15 protein-coding genes are annotated in these 18057 nt (G+C 57.9%); 7 read left to right on the forward strand and 8 right to left on the reverse strand.

Annotation, left to right across the window (positions count from 1 at the left end; all coding sequences use genetic code 11):
• Positions 1–22 precede the first annotated feature (22 nt).
• A complete protein-coding gene (lplT, locus tag ACR6JA_RS13455; RefSeq protein WP_494493670.1) occupies positions 23–1219 on the reverse strand; it encodes a lysophospholipid transporter LplT in 1197 nt (398 codons plus the stop codon).
• A complete protein-coding gene (aas, locus tag ACR6JA_RS13460) occupies positions 1212–3371 on the reverse strand; it encodes a bifunctional acyl-ACP--phospholipid O-acyltransferase/long-chain-fatty-acid--ACP ligase (RefSeq protein ID WP_494493671.1) in 2160 nt (719 codons plus the stop codon). The genes lplT and aas overlap by 8 nt, the downstream gene beginning before the upstream one ends.
• A gap of 661 nt (positions 3372–4032) precedes the next feature.
• On the opposite strand from aas, the gene galR reads away from it, so the two are divergent.
• Positions 4033–5043 carry an HTH-type transcriptional regulator GalR gene (gene galR, locus ACR6JA_RS13465; protein WP_494493672.1) on the forward strand — a complete coding sequence of 337 codons (1011 nt, stop codon included), beginning with the start codon at positions 4033–4035 and terminating at the stop codon, positions 5041–5043.
• Here the strand turns inward: galR and ACR6JA_RS13470 are convergent.
• On the reverse strand, positions 5040–5489 hold the full coding sequence (locus tag ACR6JA_RS13470; RefSeq protein ID WP_213715308.1) for a GNAT family N-acetyltransferase: 450 nt from the start codon (positions 5487–5489) through the stop codon (positions 5040–5042). The two genes, galR and ACR6JA_RS13470, sit on opposite strands and share 4 nt — an antisense overlap.
• Before the next feature lie 150 nt (positions 5490–5639).
• Between ACR6JA_RS13470 and ACR6JA_RS13475 the strand changes: the two genes are divergently transcribed.
• Positions 5640–6671 (forward strand): LacI family DNA-binding transcriptional regulator, encoded by a 1032-nt coding sequence (locus ACR6JA_RS13475; protein WP_166868188.1) that lies wholly within the window; start codon positions 5640–5642, stop codon positions 6669–6671.
• On the opposite strand, the gene lysA is transcribed toward ACR6JA_RS13475, so the two are convergent.
• Entirely contained in the window at positions 6663–7925 is a 1263-nt protein-coding gene (lysA, locus tag ACR6JA_RS13480) for a diaminopimelate decarboxylase (protein WP_213715309.1), read from the reverse strand. The two genes, ACR6JA_RS13475 and lysA, sit on opposite strands and share 9 nt — an antisense overlap.
• A gap of 226 nt (positions 7926–8151) precedes the next feature.
• Here lysA and ACR6JA_RS13485 point away from each other — a divergent pair, with 226 nt between their 5' ends.
• Positions 8152–9075, forward strand: coding sequence for a LysR family transcriptional regulator (locus ACR6JA_RS13485; protein ID WP_494493673.1), 924 nt, complete (start codon positions 8152–8154; stop codon positions 9073–9075).
• Position 9076: 1 nt separating this feature from the next.
• Here the strand turns inward: ACR6JA_RS13485 and ACR6JA_RS13490 are convergent, their stop codons facing one another.
• The 3 genes from ACR6JA_RS13490 to ACR6JA_RS13500 all read right to left on the reverse strand — a co-directional run bounded on the left by ACR6JA_RS13490 (position 9077) and on the right by ACR6JA_RS13500 (position 12162).
• Positions 9077–10243 carry an MFS transporter gene (locus tag ACR6JA_RS13490; RefSeq protein ID WP_494493674.1) on the reverse strand — a complete coding sequence of 389 codons (1167 nt, stop codon included), beginning with the start codon at positions 10241–10243 and terminating at the stop codon, positions 9077–9079.
• Positions 10244–10446: 203 nt separating this feature from the next.
• Entirely contained in the window at positions 10447–11145 is a 699-nt protein-coding gene (locus ACR6JA_RS13495) for an aspartate/glutamate racemase (protein WP_166878276.1), read from the reverse strand.
• Between the two features lie 78 nt (positions 11146–11223).
• On the reverse strand, positions 11224–12162 hold the full coding sequence (locus ACR6JA_RS13500; RefSeq protein ID WP_494493675.1) for a LysR family transcriptional regulator: 939 nt from the start codon (positions 12160–12162) through the stop codon (positions 11224–11226).
• A 242-nt stretch (positions 12163–12404) separates the two neighbouring features.
• Between ACR6JA_RS13500 and ACR6JA_RS13505 the strand changes: the two genes are divergently transcribed.
• From ACR6JA_RS13505 to ACR6JA_RS13520, 4 genes are read left to right on the forward strand one after another with little or no spacing between them, the layout of a single operon-like run.
• Positions 12405–13766: an MFS transporter gene (locus tag ACR6JA_RS13505; RefSeq protein ID WP_494493676.1), complete on the forward strand. Its 1362-nt coding sequence runs from the start codon at positions 12405–12407 to the stop codon at positions 13764–13766.
• A gap of 26 nt (positions 13767–13792) precedes the next feature.
• The gene (gene fae, locus ACR6JA_RS13510; protein ID WP_213715313.1) at positions 13793–14296 is read left to right on the forward strand and encodes a formaldehyde-activating enzyme; all 504 of its coding nucleotides are present in this window, start codon (positions 13793–13795) and stop codon (positions 14294–14296) included.
• 9 nt (positions 14297–14305) lie between these two features.
• Positions 14306–15349, forward strand: coding sequence for an aldo/keto reductase (locus ACR6JA_RS13515; RefSeq protein WP_213715314.1), 1044 nt, complete (start codon positions 14306–14308; stop codon positions 15347–15349).
• On the forward strand, positions 15346–16791 hold the full coding sequence (locus ACR6JA_RS13520; protein WP_494493677.1) for an NAD-dependent succinate-semialdehyde dehydrogenase: 1446 nt from the start codon (positions 15346–15348) through the stop codon (positions 16789–16791). Before ACR6JA_RS13515 ends, ACR6JA_RS13520 begins: the two co-directional genes overlap by 4 nt.
• A gap of 108 nt (positions 16792–16899) precedes the next feature.
• Here the strand turns inward: ACR6JA_RS13520 and ACR6JA_RS13525 are convergent, their stop codons facing one another.
• The gene (locus tag ACR6JA_RS13525; RefSeq protein WP_213715407.1) at positions 16900–18009 is read right to left on the reverse strand and encodes an MFS transporter; all 1110 of its coding nucleotides are present in this window, start codon (positions 18007–18009) and stop codon (positions 16900–16902) included.
• Between the last annotated feature and the right edge of the window lie 48 nt (positions 18010–18057).

The raw sequence follows: 18057 nt of genomic DNA on the forward strand, positions 1-18057 counted from the left end.
GCCCTCTTTGAGGGCCTTTTTGTTATTTCTGTTTGATTTGCCACAGCCACAGGGCGCTAATGGCCAGCGCAAATACCGCTCCAAATCCAATGCCAATGCCAACGATGGACGCTCCGGTTTTCACCGCCAGGGAGAACAGACCCAGCATCAAAAGCATGGCCGTGTTTTCACCCAAGTTTTGCACCGCTATGGCATTACCTGCCCCGACTGTGTGCTTGCCGCGCTCCTGGAGCAGCGCGTTAAGCGGCACCACAAAGAAACCGCCCAACAGGCCAATCAACACCAGTAAAGCGTAAGAAGGCAGCAGAGAATGCTGGAGAGCAAAAATCAGTACGCCAACGCCAATTAAAATCCCGGCTGGCATGCAGCGGGCGACGGTTTCCAAAGTCACCAGCTTCGCAGCTGCCCCGGCCCCCACCACAATCCCAACCGCAACCATCGCGTTAAGATAAGTCGGCGTCGCGTTATCCGTGATCCCTAACGCCACCGGCACCCACAGCACCAGCAGGAAGCGCAGCGTCACGCCCGCTCCCCAAAACAGACTGGTGCCTACCAGCGAGAAGCGCGTTTCTCCGCTACGCCAAAGGCTGCGGCAGGCGGAAAAGAAGCTGTGCGTCATCGGCTTGAAACGCCATGACTGGCCGGGGCGCGCGGCGGCAAGTTTAGGGATAAAGACATTGGCAACCACCGCCCCGCCGTAAACCAGCGCGCAGACAACCAGCGCCGCCGTCAGGTTCCAGTCTGCCAGCACGCCGCCGGCAACGGATCCCAGCAGGATCGCCGCAATGGTAGAAGACTCCATCAGGCCGTTGGCCTTCACCAGCCGATCGCCAGTGGTCAGCTCGCCGAGAATGCCGTATTTAGCCGGTGAATAGGCCGCCGCGCCGATGCCCACCAGAGTGTAGCCGACAAAAGGATTCAGCCCCAGCGCGATCACCGCCGCACCCACAAGCTTCATGCTGTTCGCCAGCATCATCACTCGCCCTTTGGCGAAACTGTCGGCCACCTGTCCCACAAACGGCGCAAAGAGGATGTACGCGCCAACAAACACCATTTGCAACACGGGCTGGCTCCAGTCCGGGTAGAACTGCTGCTTGAGCACCGCAAGCGTGGCGAACAACAGCGCGTTATCGCCAAAAGCCGATAAAAACTGCGCCGCGGTGACCGCCATCATGCCCCGGGACCACAACGAACCGCTATTGCCAACCTGTTCAGCCATGGGCTTTCTCCGCTTCATCAACCTGTGCTTTCAGGGTGACAAAATCTGGTTTTCCGCTGCCTAACACCGGCAGCTGTTTGAGGAAGCGAATATCGCGTGGCACCGCCAGCTCAGGCACGCCGTGCTCACGCGCATAATGCAGAAGTTTTTCGCGGTTAAGCTCGCTGTCGGTGGTAAACATCACCAGCGCTTCGCCTTTGGCGGCGTCGTGCTTAACGACCGTAGCATGCAATTTGTCAGGCGAAATGCCGATCGCCATCTGTTCGACCATCTCAAGCGACACCATCTCCCCGGCGATTTTGGCAAAACGCTTCGCACGCCCCTGAATCACGCAATAGCCCTGCTCGTCAAAGGTCACGATATCGCCGGTGTCGTACCAGCCGGGTTCCATCTCACCCAGGCCATTTTCAGCCTCAGGCTTCTCCAGCACGCCCGGATTTTCCACGCGCAGATAGCCGTTCATGATGTTTGGCCCTTTTAGCTGCAGCCTTCCGCCCTGTTCAATACCGGGCACCGCCAGCAGGCGAGCATCCATTGCCGGAAGAATGCGGCCCACGGTGCCCGGTTTCGCCGCCATCGGCACGTTGATAGACACCACCGGCGCGCACTCGGTCACGCCGTAGCCTTCCAGAATTCGCAGGCCAAACTTGTCCTGCCACAGCTGCTTCGTGCTTTCCTGCAGCTTTTCTGCCCCGGCAACGACATAGCGCAGGCGGAAGAAATCATACGGGTTAGCAAAACGGGCATAGTTGCCGAGGAACGTCGAGGTGCCAAAGACCACCGTGCAATTGCGGTCGTAAATAAGCTCCGGCACCACGCGGTAATGCAGCGGGCTGGGGTAAAGGAACACTTCCGCCCCGGTCAGCAGCGGCGTGAACAGCCCCACCGTCAGGCCAAAAGAGTGGAAGAGCGGCAGCGCGGACATAAACCTGTCATCGGCGGTGAAGTCCGCGATGGTGCGAATCTGCTCTACGTTGGCCAACAGGCTTTTATGGCTGTGCACCACGCCTTTTGGATTGCCCTCCGAGCCGGAGGTAAACAGCACCATCGCCGCATCTTCCGGCTGCTGTTTCACCTGGGCCAGGCGAGGCGCAAGCAGATGAGCAAAGATCCACACTTTATCCTCCAGGGTGATGGTAGACCTTAAATCTTCCAGATACACCCAGCGCACCTGCGTCAGCTGTTCCGGCAGGTGCCACAGTTTGCCCTTATCCAGGAACTGCCGGGAGGTAAAGACCGTCTTAATTTGCGCCGCAGTAATCGCGCTGGTCAGCCCTTTTACGCCAGCCGTGTAGTTCATCATTGCCGGAATACGGCCCCGGGATGAAGCGCCAAAAATCACCGCCGCGCTGATCGCCGCATTCGGCAGCATCAAACCAATGGTTTCACCCTGTTCGCTGTATTTATCGAGGATTCGGCCCACAAACAGCGTTTTTTTCAGCAGCGAACTGTAAGTATCTGGCTTGAAATTAATGTCTTCAATACAGTTTTTACGCGAGCCGTACCGATCCTTCGCCGCAAGCAGCGCCTCAAAAAGCGTCTCACGCGGGCGCACGGCCATGCGCGCTTCCATCATGATTTGGTGCAGCATCTCGCCGGCCATTTTACGGCGATCCCTGGCCCGTGGGGCTTCTGGCATTGCAATCGACGTTGGCGGAAGAAGATGCAGGCTAATACGCGGGAAAGCCCGGCGTTTTACCAGCCCTTTCAGGCGACTAAAGAAAGTCAGCTCCGCGCCATCGATGCGCAAAGGCACAACCGTGGCCTGTGCTTTGGCTGCCACAAACCCAGCGCCATCGTAGATTTTCATCAACGACCCGGTCACGCTGATGCGCCCTTCAGGGAAAATCACCACCGGACGCCCCTGTTCCACCAGGCGCACCAGATGCTTGATAGACATCGGCTTGGTCGGATCCAACGGGACAAAATCAATCAGCGGCTTAAGCCAGCGCATAAACCACTGTTGGCTTATTGAGGAGTAGACCGCGAATACGGGGCGCACCGGCAGAAAGAGAGCAACCAGGATCCCATCCAGAAACGAGACGTGGTTCGGCACAATCAGCACCCGCTGGCGTTGAAGCACCTGCGGATCGCCGGAAAGGGTTACCCGGAACAGAATGCGAAATAGCGCACGGAAAAAAGCAAGAAGCATAGCGACTCTCTTTGTCGTCTGTCGGTCAGCATTAAGTGTAGAGTCGCAGAGTACACCAGTTGCGTTAAGTGCGGGAGGGGGCTCAAAAAATGGCAAAAAAAAACCTGCGCATCTGCGCAGGTTGGTGCAAAAGAATTGTACTCAGCAGAGTACCAGGAATTCTCACCAATCAATACCTCTGGGATCTGAATTGTCTCGTGCCGCCAGCGGCGAAACCAGCGGCAAAAAGCAAGGGAATGAGCCCAAGTGCAACCAGGTGTTTAAATTCTCGATTCTTGTTACAGGCAGCGGGATTCAGGCAAAAAAAAACCTGCGCATCCGCGCAGGTTGGTGTAATTCATAGGATCAGCAAATAATCGCTGACTTCACCTATCAATACCTCTGGGACCACAAATGTAGCAGCGGCGTCTTCCATTAAGCTATGCTGAAATCGCAACAGCCGACTGCAAAATGTAAGCAAAGATTTGGGCGGAAACGTTTAAAAATCCGCGACATGCACTAAAAAGAGGCAACCTCGTGAGGCAAGTGTAACCGTTACACGCTTTCACCTTGATTTTGCTCTACTTTGCGATATCCCCATCAGTTGTTGCCTTGCAGTCATCAGGGAATTCCGTAAAACTAAACGCAGTGTAAACGATTACCCCTAACAGGAAGGCTTTTCATGGCGACAATTAAGGATGTGGCTCGGCTGGCTGGTGTGTCTGTCGCCACGGTTTCACGCGTCATCAACCACTCCCCAAAAGCCAGCGATACCTCAAAGCAGGCGGTGAATAGCGCCATGGAAGCGTTGAATTATCATCCCAACGCTAACGCGAGAGCCCTTGCCCAACAGGCCACGGAAACCATTGGCCTGATCGTGGGCGACGTTTCCGACCCCTTCTTTGGCGCGATGGTTAAAGCCGTGGAACAGGTTGCCTACCGCACCGGCAACTTCCTGCTTATCGGCAATGGCTACCACAGCGAACAAAAAGAGCGCCAGGCCATTGAACAGCTTATTCGCCACCGCAGCGCAGCGCTGGTCGTTCACGCCAAAAAACTCCCTGATGAGGAGCTAATTTCGCTGATGAAGCAAATCCCCGGCATGGTGCTCATTAACCGCATTGTGCCAGGGTTTGAGCAGCGCTGCGTTGCGCTGGATGACCGCTACGGCGCCTGGCTTGCTACGCGCCATTTGATTCAGCAGGGGCACACCCGCATCGGCTACATCTGTTCCAATCACCAGATATCGGACGCAGAAGACCGCCTTCAGGGCTACTACGACGCGCTCCGCGAGCACAATATCCCCGTCAACGAGCGCCTGGTGACCTTTGGTGAACCCGATGAAAGCGGCGGCGAGCAGGCCCTGACGGAGCTGCTGGGACGCGGCAAAAACTTCACCGCCGTGGCCTGCTACAACGACTCAATGGCCGCCGGAGCGATGGGCGTGCTTAACGACAACGGCATTGATGTTCCCGGTGAGATTTCGCTGATTGGCTTTGATGACGTGTTAATTTCACGCTACGTGCGGCCCAAGCTGACCACGGTTCGCTACCCGATTGTGACCATGGCGACTCAGGCAGCAGAGCTCGCGCTGGCGCTGGCCGAAAACCTGCCGCTGCCGGAAATCACCCATATGTTCAGCCCGACGCTGGTGCGCCGACACTCGGTGGCCTCTCCGGGCGACAACGCTTAAAGCGTAAGTTGATAAAGATGTACGGGCTGGTCGGGGTAATCCAGCCCGTCGCCGATGTAGCGCCAGCCAAACCGTTCATAATAGGTCTTACAGGCCGAATACAGATACAAAGACTCAAAACCCAGCTGGCGGGCATATGCCACGACGTGCCGCTGCAAAATCTCGCCCAGTCCCTTTCCTCGATGGCTTTCATCAATATACAGCGCCGCCAGCCAGGGCCAGAGATCCTGCCGGCTGATCAAATCACAGCGCCACAGCCCCACGGTCCCCACCATCTTTTCGCCCTCCAGCGCAATAAACGTCAGGGGAATTTCGCCTTCCCGCTGGCTGGCGGCAACAATAGACGCAAAAAAGCCTCGGCTTTCCTGACTGCCAAACGCCTGCCAAAGCCACTCCGTGACTTGCTCTGCGTGCTGAGGGGCCTGGTACAACGGGACAATTTTCACAACGATATACTCCTAAAAAACCACACCAAATTCTGAAAGCGTGATCCGGGACGACAATTTGCACGGCGAAACGGCAAGGCCGCTTGCGGGCGAAACTCCTGTGATAAACTGCTGGAAAATCGCGACAGCGTCCAGATCGGGAAGGAAACAATGGTAACAATGTTAGATGTCTCGTTACGCGCAGGGGTTTCCAAAGCGACGGTATCTCGCGTGTTAAACGGCACCGGACAGGTTAAAGCAAGCACCCGCGAACAGGTGTTTAAGGCCATGGAAGAGCTGGGCTATAAGCCTAATTTTCTGGCACGATCGCTGGCAAACCGCAGCAGCAACAGTATCGGGCTGGTTGTCTCCACCTTCGATGGCTTCTACTTCGGTCGCCTGCTGCAGCAGGCTTCACGCCGCACGGAATTCTACGGTAAACAGCTGATTGTCACCGACGGGCATGACACGCCTGAAAAAGAGCTGGATGCCGTACAAATGCTGGCGGACAGGCACTGCGATGCCATCGTTCTCTACACGCGTTTTATGAGCGAACGGGCGTTGATGTCGCTGATGAATGCGATTCAGGTGCCGCTGGTCGTCATTAACCGGGACGTCACCCAGGCCCGTGAACGCTGCGTCTTCTTCGAGCAGCAGGATGCCGCCTTTCAGGCCACCGAATACCTTATCCAGCAAGGTCACCGGGAAATTGCCTGCATTACCGTGCCTATTTCCACGCCAACCGGCAAGGCGCGCCTGATGGGGTACCGGAAAGCACTGCAAAAACATGGCATTGCGTGGGATGAGAACCGGGTGAAATACGGGGATTCCAGCATGACCGAAGGGCACCACCTGTGCCAGGAGCTGCTGACCAGCGGCGTGACCTTTAGCGCGCTGTTTTCCTGTAACGACGATATGGCGCTGGGTGCCTCTAAAGCGCTGCACCAGGCCGGGATCCGTATTCCACAGGATATTTCGCTGTTCGGCTTCGATGACGCGCCTAGCGCCCAGTGGCTGGAACCAGCGCTGTCATCCGTCTATCTGCCCATCGACAACATGATCATTACCGCCATCGATCAGGCCATTAAGCTGGCGAGCGGCGAACCATTAGCCCCCATCCCGCCATTTGTGGGGACGCTGGTACTGAGGGACTCCGTTGCGCCCGGCCCCTTTTTCGAGGCCGGACGGAAAGTCTCAAAGTAGCTCGAGCGCCAGCAGCTCCTGAATCGTCTGGCGGCGGCGAATCAGGCGCGCGCTGCCGTTGTCAAACAGCACTTCCGGCAGCAGAGGACGACTATTGTAGTTAGAGGACATAGAAGCCCCGTATGCGCCGGTATCGTGCAGCACCAGGTAATCACCCGGTTTTACCGGCGGCAGCAGGCGGGTTTCTACCTTGCCGCCTTCCTGCTGGGTAAACACATCCCCGGACTCGCACAGCGGCCCCGCCACCACGGTTTCTTTCGGCTCTAGTGCGGACAGATCCCTCCCGTCACCCGCCAGCGCAGAAATATGGTGGTAGCTGCCGTACATAGACGGACGCATCAGATCGTTAAAACCAGCGTCGATCAGCACAAAGTGGCGGGATCCCATATCTTTCACCGCGCGCACCTGCGAAACCAGCACCCCGGCTTCCGCCACCAGGAAACGCCCCGGCTCGATCTCCAGCTTCACCGGGTGCCCCAGATGAGCGGCAATTTTTTCACGCGCGGTATTCCAGAGGCCGAAATAGTGATCGGTATTGATCGTTTCCTCACCTTCACGGTAAGGAATGGACAGCCCACCGCCCGCAGAAATCGCCTCAAGATCCTGACCGAAGTCGATGACCTGCTGCACCATCGCGCCGCAAACCTGTTCGAGATGGCCATAATCCACGCCGGAACCAATGTGCATATGGATACCCACCAGATGAATGCCGTAGCGCTGCATAGCCTCCAGCGCTTTCGGCATATCGCTCAGCCAGATACCGTGCTTACTGTTCTCGCCACCGGTGTTGGTTTTCTGGCTGTGCCCGTGCCCAAAGCCCGGGTTAATACGCAGCCAGACACGGTGCCCTGGCGAGACTTCGCCGAGCTGATGCAGCATATCCACAGATCCGATATTGACCGGGATTTTCTGCTCGGCCACCAGCGCCAGCGTGGCGTTGTCGATCACGTCGGCGGTAAAGACGATATCATCCGGGTTTTCCAGCGGCTTGTAGCCTGCCGCCAGCGCGCGCTCGATTTCCCCCTGCGACACCGAATCCACCTTCACGCCCTGCTCACGCATCAGTTTCAGGATGTGGATATTCGAGCAAGCCTTTTGGGCAAAGCGAATCACATCGAACTGCCGCAGTTGGGCAATTTGCTGGCGAACGATCTCCGCGTCATATACCCAAACCGGGCAGCCAAATTCAGCGGGCAGTGTCAGCAAGTTTTGCGCGTTCAGCGCAGTGGTGGTGTCGTGCAGCGAGCGTGGCATGGTGAACTCCGGTAAACGTCATTTTCCCTATTACGCCACAGAAAGTGAGGGATAAAAAATATCGTTTTCTAGCGAGTCTATTCAAATATGATATGGTTTAGAAAATGCCCCTAACCCTCTCCCCAGAGGGGAGAGGGGGACAGTAAATTGCTCCGATGCAATTTCTGTTTCCTCCTTCCAGGAAGAAGGCCGAGGTGAGGGTAAACAACATCAGCGGAACAACACCATGCCAGCCATCAACCTGCGCCACATCGAAATCTTCCACGCCGTGATGACGGCCGGCAACCTCACCGAAGCCGCAGGCCTGCTGCACACCTCCCAGCCCACGGTCAGCCGGGAGCTGGCGCGCTTTGAAAAGCTTATTGGCCTGCAGCTGTTCGAGCGCAGTCGGGGCCGCCTCTACCCCACCGTTCAGGGACTGCGGCTGTTTGAAGAAGTTCAGCGCTCCTGGTACGGGCTGGATCGTATTATTAATGCCGCCGAAAGCCTGCGTGAATTCCGCCAGGGCGAACTGTCTATTGCCTGCCTGCCGGTATTTTCTCAGTCATTTTTGCCGCGCCTGATACAACCTTTCCTGGCCCGCTACCCGGAGCTCAGCCTGAATATCGTGCCGCAGGAATCCCCGCTGCTGGAAGAGTGGCTTTCCGCCCAACGCCACGACCTGGGGCTGACGGAAAACATCAGCACGCCTGCCGGGACGGAACGCCAAACCCTCCTCACTCTGAATGAAGTTTGCGTGCTGCCCGCCGGGCACAAACTAGCCGCGAAAGCAGAACTCACACCGCAGGATTTTGCCGGGGAAAATTACATCAGCCTGTCAAGAACCGACAGCTATCGGCAACTGCTGGACTCGCTGTTTCAGGAACATGACGTAAAGCGAAGAATGGTGGTGGAAACGCACAGCGCCGCGTCCGTCTGTGCGATGGTTCAGGCAGGGGCTGGCGTGTCTATCGTCAACCCGTTAACCGCGCTGGATTACCACGAACGCGGCGTGGTGGTACGCCCGTTCAGCGTGGCGGTGCCTTTTACCGTTAGCCTGATTCGGCCTCTGCACCGCCCGGCATCAGCGCTGGTCAGCGCGTTCAGCGACCACTTACAGCACAACATGCATCTGTATAGCGACCCGCTCAACGCGCTGCTCAACCTCTAGCTTATTGCCCGGTCACCGGCTGCTGATGCCCCGTGCCGCTGCTAAAGTTAATCAGGCAAAGTATCAGGCCAACCACTGCCAGCGCGGCCGCGGCGACCGGCACCGCCGTCAGACCGAAGCCACGGTCAATGACCGTGCCGCCGACCCAGGCACCGAGCGCATTGCCGACGTTAAAGGCCGCAATATTCAGCGTGGACACCAGATTCGGCGCTTCTTTGCCGTGCAGCACCACGTTGATTTGCAGCGCCGGTACGGTAGCAAATGCCGCCATCGCCCACAGGAACAGCGTAATTTCCGCCAGCCATGCGGCGTGGCTTGTCCAGCTGAACAGTAACGAGAAGACCGCAATCAGGCTGAAGCTGAGGATCAGGCTGAATGAGACTCGCCAGTCCGCCAACCGCCCGCCCAGAATGTTCCCCACCGTCAGCCCCGCACCAATCAGGAACAGCGTCCAGCTTACGCCCTCTGGCGTAATGCCTGTCACCTGTAGCAGCATCGGTGCAACATAGCTGAACAGCGCGAACATCGCCGCAGAGAAGAACACCGTCATACTAAGCGATAGCCAAAGTTTGCCGTGCGCCAACGCTTTGATTTCGCTTTTTAAGTCAGTGGCCTCTTCATCTTTCTGCGACGGCAGGCTCACCACCAGCGCCAGAAACGCAATCACCCCAATAACGGCCACGCCCCAGAAAGTAGCTCGCCAGCCGTAAAGCTGCCCGAACCAGGTGCCAATCGGCACGCCCAGCACGTTAGCCAGCGTCAAGCCGGTAAACATCAGCGCCACCGCCGAAGCCTTGCGCCCGGCAGGTACGAGGCTTGCCGCGACGACTGCGCCAATCCCGAAGAACGCGCCGTGGCACAGCGCCGTAATAACGCGCGCCAGCATCAGGAAGTTGTAGCTCAGCGCGAGGGCGCACAGCAGGTTGCCAACAATGAAAATCACCATCAGCAAAATTAACGACAGCTTGCGCGGCAGTCGGGCGGTCAGCAGCGCCATGATGGGCGCGCCAATGGCGACCCCCAGCGCATAGCCGCTGATTAGCCAGCCGGCGACGGGAATGGAGACATGGAGATCCCCTGCCACTTCGGGCAGCAGTCCCATAATCACGAACTCCGTCGTGCCGATGGCGAACGCACTCATCGCCAGCGCCAGTAAGGAAACAGGCATTGTATAACTCCGGTTGCAGACATGATGAAAAGCCATTGCTGTGCGCAATCGCCTGTAGCGTGAGGATTTCAGAGGAGCAGCTTTTTGGAATAATGTGCGCTACATAACAAATTTATAACACATTAGCGGCCGGGCATGACCCGGCTCGTCGTGGGGGAAAAACACCATTACCTCTTATTTAGTTGATATATAAGGATAAATCATTACTCTTCACCGCACATAAAGCGAACTGCATCGGCGGCGTGGATGGCGGCGGTATCAAACACCGGCAGCGGGCAGTCCTGCTGGCTGAGCAGCAGGCCAATTTCGGTACAGCCGAAAATAACTCCTTCCGCCCCCTGCGCCTGCAGCGCCTGAATCACCTGCTGGTAATAGCGCTTCGACTCAGGGTTGATCACCCCGAGGCACAGCTCATCGAAGATTATCTGGTTGATACGCTGACGCTGGGAGGCGTCAGGAATAATCGAGCGGATCCCGAACTGCGCCTGCAGGCGGCCACGATAAAAATCCTGTTCCATGGTGTAGCGCGTGCCGAGCAAGGCCACCTGGCTTACGCCCTGAGCCGCAATCACCCGCCCGGTGGCGTCGGCAATGTGCAGAAACGGCAGCGAGCAGCGGGATTCAATATGCTCCGCGACTTTGTGCATAGTGTTTGTACACAGCACAATGCCTTCAGCCCCGGCTTTTTGCAGCCCCAGCGCCGCCTCAGCCAGCATCTCACCGGCCTTGTCCCACTCACCGGCAGACTGGCAGGCCTCAATCTCGTGAAAATCGACGCTGTGCAGCACAATTTTTGCAGAATGCAGCCCGCCCAGACGCTGTTTGATCCCTTCGTTAATTAATCGGTAGTAAGGAATAGTGGATTCCCAGCTCATGCCGCCCAGCAGCCCAATCGTTTTCATTCTTATCCCCTTTTGCTATTTCCCTCCGGTTATAACCCTTATTCCGGTAAGAAAAAAGCCTCCGAAGGGAGGCCGTCATCAGCCGACGGCTAATGCATCAGGTAAGGATAACGTTCGCTGAGCGAGTGGCTCTTCTTCCCCCCAGAACCGGGCGATCTCGGCCTGAACCCAGTCGCTAAAATAGCCCACTCGCGGCAGCTCCCGCTTACCCTGGGGGATCTCCAGCCAGTAACCATTTCCGCTTTCAAGCTCCAGCTCCGCCAGCGGCACCAATATCCCGCCACGCAGCTCGTTGCGGATCATCATTCTATCGAGCACAGCGTAGCCCGCCCCGGTCACACAGGCGTTGATCACCTGATCCTCGGTGCTGAACTCCAGCCCGCCGGAAAGCAGACTGTCATTTTGACCCGTAGCAACAAGCCAGCGCGACCAGTTATCCAGTCGGATGTCGCCGTTAAGAATATGCAGCTGTGGCTGCGAGGCCAGCGGGGGAAAGACGCCGTCAATCATCAGCAACGGGCTGGCCACCAGCAGCAGTTTTTCATGGCACAGCCACTGCCCCCGGCCTTCACTTTCCTGGCGGGTGCCAAAGCGGATGGCGCAGTCAAAATCGCTGTATTTCTGCCGGGTTTCGCTGATAAGGGCAATTTGTAGCTGGCCGTTGCGCTGGCGAAGCGCCACCAGCCGCGGTGCCAACCAGCGGGTGGCAAAGGTCGGAGCAACCTGCAGGCGAAGATGCTGGAGAGGATTGCGCAACTGAACGTGGCACACGCCCTCTTCAAGAATATCCAGCGACTGGCGTACCACCGGCAACAGCAGCATCGCGTCCTGGGTCAACTCCAGCCCGCTGTGGGTACGCACGAACAGCAGCTTGCCGAGAAACGCTTCGAGCTGTTTGATTTGCCGACTGGTCGCGCTCTGGGTAATGCACAAGGCCTGCGCCGCTTTGCTAAAGCTAAGCGTCCGGCAAGTCTCTTCAAAGACCCTTAACATACTGAGTGACGGGAGTTTTCTCATTGTTGTCATTATCCGCGGGCGAGCGCCAGTCATGTTAATAATATGTTTCTAACCTGCCCTGAAACACCATCCCCCGCCGCAGCTATTTCTGCAAAACAGGAGGAGGATCACATGCGTTTTTTGCCTGGGGGTATGACTAAAACGCACTCGCCTGCTGAGGCGCTTTGCTGCCACATTGTTAACGCACTTGAAACATAAAAAATACAAATACCCTACAAAACCACCTCACAGGAGGAGGCATCATGTCCCACCTGACACAACAGTACACCCGTATGGATGACGTGCCGTTAAACCGTTTCCATATCAAAATCGCCGGCCTGACCTTCGGCGCACACTTTACCGACGGCTACGTGCTCGGCGTCATCGGCTTCGCGCTGGCCCAAATTAAACCTCAAATGGGGTTAACGCCCTTCTGGGAAGGGATGCTCGGCAGCTCGGCGCTGCTCGGCCTGTTTCTCGGCAGCCTGGTGTTGGGCTGGATCTCCGATTACGTTGGCCGCCAGAAGATCTTCTGCTTCAGCTTCGTGGTGATAACCCTCGCTTCGGCGCTGCAGTTTTTCGCCACAACGCCAGAACAGTTGTTCTTCTTGCGGGTAATGGTCGGCATCGGCCTCGGCGGCGACTTCTCCGTCGGCCACACAATGCTGGCCGAGTTTTCCCCCCGAAAACATCGCGGCGTCCTGCTCGGCTCATTCAGCGTGATCTGGACCTTTGGCTACGTGGCCGCAGGCTTTGCCGGGCACTTTCTGACGGCGCTAGGGCCGGACGCCTGGCGCTGGCTGCTCTCTTCTTCCGCCCTGCCCGCGCTGATTATTCTGCTGATGCGCATCGGCACGCCGGAATCCCCGCGCTGGCTGATGGGCAAAGGGCGACGAGAAGAAGCGATGGCGATTGTCCATAGACACTTCGGCCCTAACGTGCTGCTGGTGGATGAAGCCCCCGTCGCCTCAAAACAGCGCTTTATGTCGCTGTTCAGGCCGAAATACCGCCGCCGCACCGCCTTCAACAGTCTGTTTTTTGTCTGCCTGGTGATCCCGTATTTCGCCATCTACACCTTCCTGCCGTCGATTCTGCAGGTGATGGGGCTGAACAATAACTTCACCACCGACCTGCTGCTGAACGCCCTGCTGATCGTCGGCGCGCTGCTCGGGATCCTGCTGACGGTGGTCTGCTCGCGCCGTGGCTTCCTGATCGGCTCGTTTGTCTTCCTCGCCGCCTGCCTGGTGATGCTCAGCATCATTCCGGTCAGCCAGTCCGGCTGGTTAATTCTGTTCTTTGCCGCCTTCACGCTGGTGATGTCGGCGGTCAGCAATCTGGTGGGCGTCTTCCCGGCTGAGAGTTTCCCGACGGAAGTGCGCTCGATGGGCGTCGGCTTTGCCACCTCCATGAGCCGCCTTGGCTCCGCCATCGGCACCGGCTTACTGCCGCTGGCCATTCTGAATTACGGCATGCAGGCCACTACCGGCATGCTGGCGCTGATCCTCGTCATCGGTGCCGTTGTCTCACTCGCCTGGGCGCCTGAAACCAAAGGGTTAACCCTGGTCGATGCCGCTCACGAACCGGCCCAGCGCCACGGCAATGCCGCCGCTGAACCGGCTAAATAACGCTCACGCTTAACAGGAGAAGTCTCGTGGAAATGTATATCGGAGAAGGGTTTGAAGGTAACGGCGTTAACGCCTCGCACATCAACATCATGATTGGCCCACGCAGCGGCGTGGTTGGCCAGGCGTTTTCCAGCAGCCTCGCTTCGCCAAGCCAGGGTCATTGCCCGTTTATGGTGGTGATCAAACCTAACGTTCCGGCCAAACCGATGACGCTGTACGTCAACAAAGCGGAAATCAGCGGCGAGCTGCACGGCAATGCCACCTGGGGAGCCTCTCAGGCCGCCATCGCCAAAGCGGTCACCGAAGCACTTCTGGACGGCACGCTGCCGCCGGAAGCGGAAGACAACTGGTGCATCGTCACCGCCAACTGGGTCAATCCCGGCTGCAACGATCTCGACGAGGTGTACCACAACAACTACCGCGCCTGTCGTCAGGCCATCCGCGCGGCCATGGGCAAACTGCCGCAGCGCAGCCAGATTGCCGACGCCCTGCCGCAGCTCGGTAACCCTTTCTACACCCCAAAAGCCTGAGGAGGCGAAATGGAATACGTCAATCTGGGCCACAGCGGCCTGAAAGTCTCTCGCCTGTGCCTCGGCACCATGAACATGGGCAGCAAACAGTGGAAACCGTGGATTTTTGACGAGTCGCAAAGCGAGCCGCTGATCCGCCACGCGCTGGAATCCGGCGTTAACTTTATCGACCTCGCGGATTTCTACTCCAGCGGCGCGGGGGAAGAAGTGGTCGGCAACGTGTTAAAACGCATTGCCCGCCGCGATGACCTGGTCCTCACCACCAAAGTCGGCTACCCCATCGGCACCGGCTTTAACAACCAGGGCCATTCACGCAAACACATCATGGAAAGCATCGACGGCAGCCTGAAGCGCCTCGGCACCGACTACGTCGATATCTACATGCTGCACTACTTCGACGTGAATACACCGGTCGAAGAAACCTGGGCGGCGATGAACGACATCGTGCGCAGCGGCAAAGCGCGCTACGTCGGCGTTTCCACCATGTACACCTGGCAACTGGCGAAAATCCTTTGGTGCTGCGAGCGCTATGGCTACGCGAAACCCATCAATATGCAGCTGCAGCTGAACTGCGCCTACCGCGAAGAAGAGCGGGAAATGATCCCTTTCTGCCGCGACCAGGGGCTTGGCGTGTCAGTCTTTAGCCCGCTCGCCCGCGGCCTGCTGAGCTGCGACTTTACCTCCGTGCGCAACCAGACCGACTTCTTCACCCAAGAGATGTACGCGGACATCACCTCCCGAAACGTTGCGCAGTCCGTCAGCCATGTAGCTCAGCTGCGCGGCCTGCCTCCGGCACAAATTGCTCAGGCGTGGGTCCTGAACCATTCGGGCGTGGACTGCATGCTGGTTGGCGCAGATTCTGTACAGCAAATTAACAGCGCAATTGCCGCACTCGGCACACCGCTGGATGAAGATGAGCGCTACGAACTGGAGCGTAACTACACGCCGTGCGACGTCATCAACGACTACACCGCAGGCAAACGTATTGCGCGTGAGAGCCGCGCCGCTCGTGGCCTGTTTATCGACAACGTCACCACAAGGAACATCGCATGAGCAGCTTTGATGCATTGGTTCGTACCGGCTGGTACTGCAACGGTGAATGGCGGGACGCCAACGAACGCTATGCCGTATTAAACCCGGCAACCGACGAAATAGTGGCTCAGGTAGCCAACGCCGGAGCAAAAGAAACCGAGGCAGCCATCGCTGCCGCACACGCAGCCCTGCCCGCCTGGCGAGCATTAACCGCCAAAGCCCGCTCGCAGATCCTCCAGCGCTGGTTCGCGCTGATCATGGAGCATCAGGCCGAACTGGCGGAACTGATGGTCACCGAACAGGGCAAAGTACTGGCAGAAGCCAAAGGCGAAGTGGCTTACGCCGCCAGCTTTATCGAATGGTTTGCCGAGGAAGCCAAACGCGCCAACGGCAAAACCATTCCTTCCACAAAAGCGGGTAACCAAATCCTTACCTTCAAGGAGCCCGTTGGCGTGGTCGCGGCTATTACCCCGTGGAACTTCCCGCTGGCGATGCTGACCCGCAAACTCGGCCCCGCGCTGGCAGCGGGCTGTACCGCCGTGATTAAACCGGCGAACGAAACACCGCTTTCGGCCTTCGCGCTTATCGTGCTTGCCGAGCGGGCAGGCGTCCCGGCTGGCGTGATTAACGCCGTCACCGGTGACACCGTGGCAATCGGCAGTACGCTGATGGCCAGCCCAACAGTGCGTAAAATCTCCTTCACCGGCTCGACGCCAACCGGCAAGCTGCTGATGCGCCAGGCGGCGGATACCGTGAAAAAGCTGTCGCTGGAGCTGGGCGGTAACGCGCCGTTTATCGTCTTTGACGATGCAGACGTTGACGCCGCCGTGGAGGGTGCGATGGCCGCCAAATTCCGCAACAGCGGGCAAACCTGCGTGTGCGTTAACCGTTTCTACATCCAGGCCGGCGTGTATGAGCAGTTTGTTGAGAAACTCGCTGCCGCCGCGCGGGCGCTGAAAGTTGCCCCAGGCCTGACGCCGGGTGCCCAGCAGGGGCCGCTGATTCACCAGAAAGCGGTTGAGAAAGTGGAAGCCCACGTGAAGGACGGCCTTGAGCAAGGCGCGCGCCTGCTGTGCGGCGGCGAACGGCACGCCCTCGGCGCATCGTTCTACCAGCCTACCGTGCTGGCCGACGCTACCGAAGCCATGCTGCTGGCCCGCGAGGAGACCTTCGGCCCGCTGGCGGCCTGCTTCCGCTTCAGCGGTGAGCTGGAGGCAATTGAGCGCGCCAACGCCACGCCGTTTGGCCTGGCGGCCTATCTCTACACCCGCGATCTGGCTCGCGCCTTCCGCGTCACCCAGCAGTTGGAAAGCGGCATGGTTGGCGTTAACGAAGGTATAATTTCAACGGAAGTCGCGCCTTTCGGCGGTGTGAAGGAGTCGGGCCTCGGCCGCGAAGGCTCCGACTGTGGGCTGGAAGAGTACCTGGAAACCAAGTATGTGAATCTGGGGGGATTGCTGTAACAGCGAATACGGTTTGAGTTGGCTCGGCAAAAGTTCCGTTCATCGGGAAAGCCCCTCACCCCGGCCCTCTCCCCAAAGGGGGAGAGGGGCATCCCTGCACCAATAGCATTACCCTCGCCGATATCCCCGCCCCACTAGCACCACACCCACGGCGCAAATCACCAGCGTGATCCCCAACTGCTGACCCCAACCGGACACCATCAAACCAATGCCGATGAGTAAATAGTAAGCAAAGCCAAACAGCGCCCCGGCAGTTCCCCGACAATCGGCATAGGCACTAAGTGCTGTACCGAGCACCACCGGAATCGCCATTGAGAATGCGACCATCACCAAAAACATCGGTGCCAAAAACCAGAGGCTATGCATCAGTCCCCACACACCAAGGCCGCCCACCAGCCCAACACCGCTCGCCATATTCAGCAATGCTTTGGTGCTCATGCCTCGTTTCATCAGCAGATGATTAAGCTGCGCCCCTGCCAGAGAACCCAGCGCCAGCACACTACCCGTGAGGCCAAATGCGGCAGGGCCAAAACCTAAGGTTTGAAACAAAAATGGCGCCTGGCTGTAGTAGCTAAAAAGACTGACATTAAATAACGCTACCAGCCCGGTTGCCCGCCAGACCTGTGTGTCCCGTAGCAGACGCCACATCACCGCGACAAACCCTTGCCGGGCGTGCTCTGGCGGCCTCGTTTCCTCAAGCTGACATGCGCTCCAGGCCAGTAATGCAATAGCCAAACCAGCCAGCAGATAAAATACGCCTTCGAAACCTGCGACGGAGGCTATCCCCCCTCCCAGCCAGAGGCCCAGCGCCGGGCTCACAGCCAACGCAATACCCATGAAGGAAAATATTCTCGCCAGCTCACTGCCGCTAAAACGATCGCGCAGTACCGTTTGGGTCACTACCGATCCTGTGGCAGCCCCAAAAGCCGCCAGCATCCGAGCTGCCAACAGCAGCACGAAATGCGACGTCATCAACGCGGCAACCGCGCCAGCCGCATAGCAAAGCAGCCCCAGCAACAGCGCCGGTTTCCGGCCAAGAAGATCGCAAATCCTTCCCCAAAAAAGCACCCCGGCGGCAAAGCCAAAAAAGTACAGCGAGAGCGTCCAGCTCGCTTTCTGGGCAGTAACAGAAAAATGCCGGGCGATATCTGTCAGCACCGGACTATAAAGAGTCTCCACAATTTGCGGAAACATCAGCAGCGCCGTTAATAGCGCCATACCACGAGGTATGTTCACCCTGCGTCCTCCTTAAAAAGAGGCGCTATT

The sequence above is a fragment of the Cedecea sp. B1(4) genome, assembly GCF_059414925.1.

Excerpts from the sequence above, each read along its gene's own strand:
- lplT (WP_494493670.1), bottom strand. The coding sequence starts at position 1,219 with ATGGCTGAACAGGTTGGCAATAGCGGTTCGTTGTGGTCCCGGGGCATG.
- aas (WP_494493671.1), bottom strand. The coding sequence starts at position 3,371 with ATGCTTCTTGCTTTTTTCCGTGCGCTATTTCGCATTCTGTTCCGGGTA.
- galR (WP_494493672.1), top strand. The coding sequence starts at position 4,033 with ATGGCGACAATTAAGGATGTGGCTCGGCTGGCTGGTGTGTCTGTCGCC.
- ACR6JA_RS13475 (WP_166868188.1), top strand. The coding sequence starts at position 5,640 with ATGGTAACAATGTTAGATGTCTCGTTACGCGCAGGGGTTTCCAAAGCG.
- lysA (WP_213715309.1), bottom strand. The coding sequence starts at position 7,925 with ATGCCACGCTCGCTGCACGACACCACCACTGCGCTGAACGCGCAAAAC.
- ACR6JA_RS13485 (WP_494493673.1), top strand. The coding sequence starts at position 8,152 with ATGCCAGCCATCAACCTGCGCCACATCGAAATCTTCCACGCCGTGATG.
- ACR6JA_RS13490 (WP_494493674.1), bottom strand. The coding sequence starts at position 10,243 with ATGCCTGTTTCCTTACTGGCGCTGGCGATGAGTGCGTTCGCCATCGGC.
- ACR6JA_RS13495 (WP_166878276.1), bottom strand. The coding sequence starts at position 11,145 with ATGAAAACGATTGGGCTGCTGGGCGGCATGAGCTGGGAATCCACTATT.
- ACR6JA_RS13500 (WP_494493675.1), bottom strand. The coding sequence starts at position 12,162 with ATGAGAAAACTCCCGTCACTCAGTATGTTAAGGGTCTTTGAAGAGACT.
- ACR6JA_RS13505 (WP_494493676.1), top strand. The coding sequence starts at position 12,405 with ATGTCCCACCTGACACAACAGTACACCCGTATGGATGACGTGCCGTTA.
- ACR6JA_RS13515 (WP_213715314.1), top strand. The coding sequence starts at position 14,306 with ATGGAATACGTCAATCTGGGCCACAGCGGCCTGAAAGTCTCTCGCCTG.
- ACR6JA_RS13520 (WP_494493677.1), top strand. The coding sequence starts at position 15,346 with ATGAGCAGCTTTGATGCATTGGTTCGTACCGGCTGGTACTGCAACGGT.
- ACR6JA_RS13525 (WP_213715407.1), bottom strand. The coding sequence starts at position 18,009 with ATGGCGCTATTAACGGCGCTGCTGATGTTTCCGCAAATTGTGGAGACT.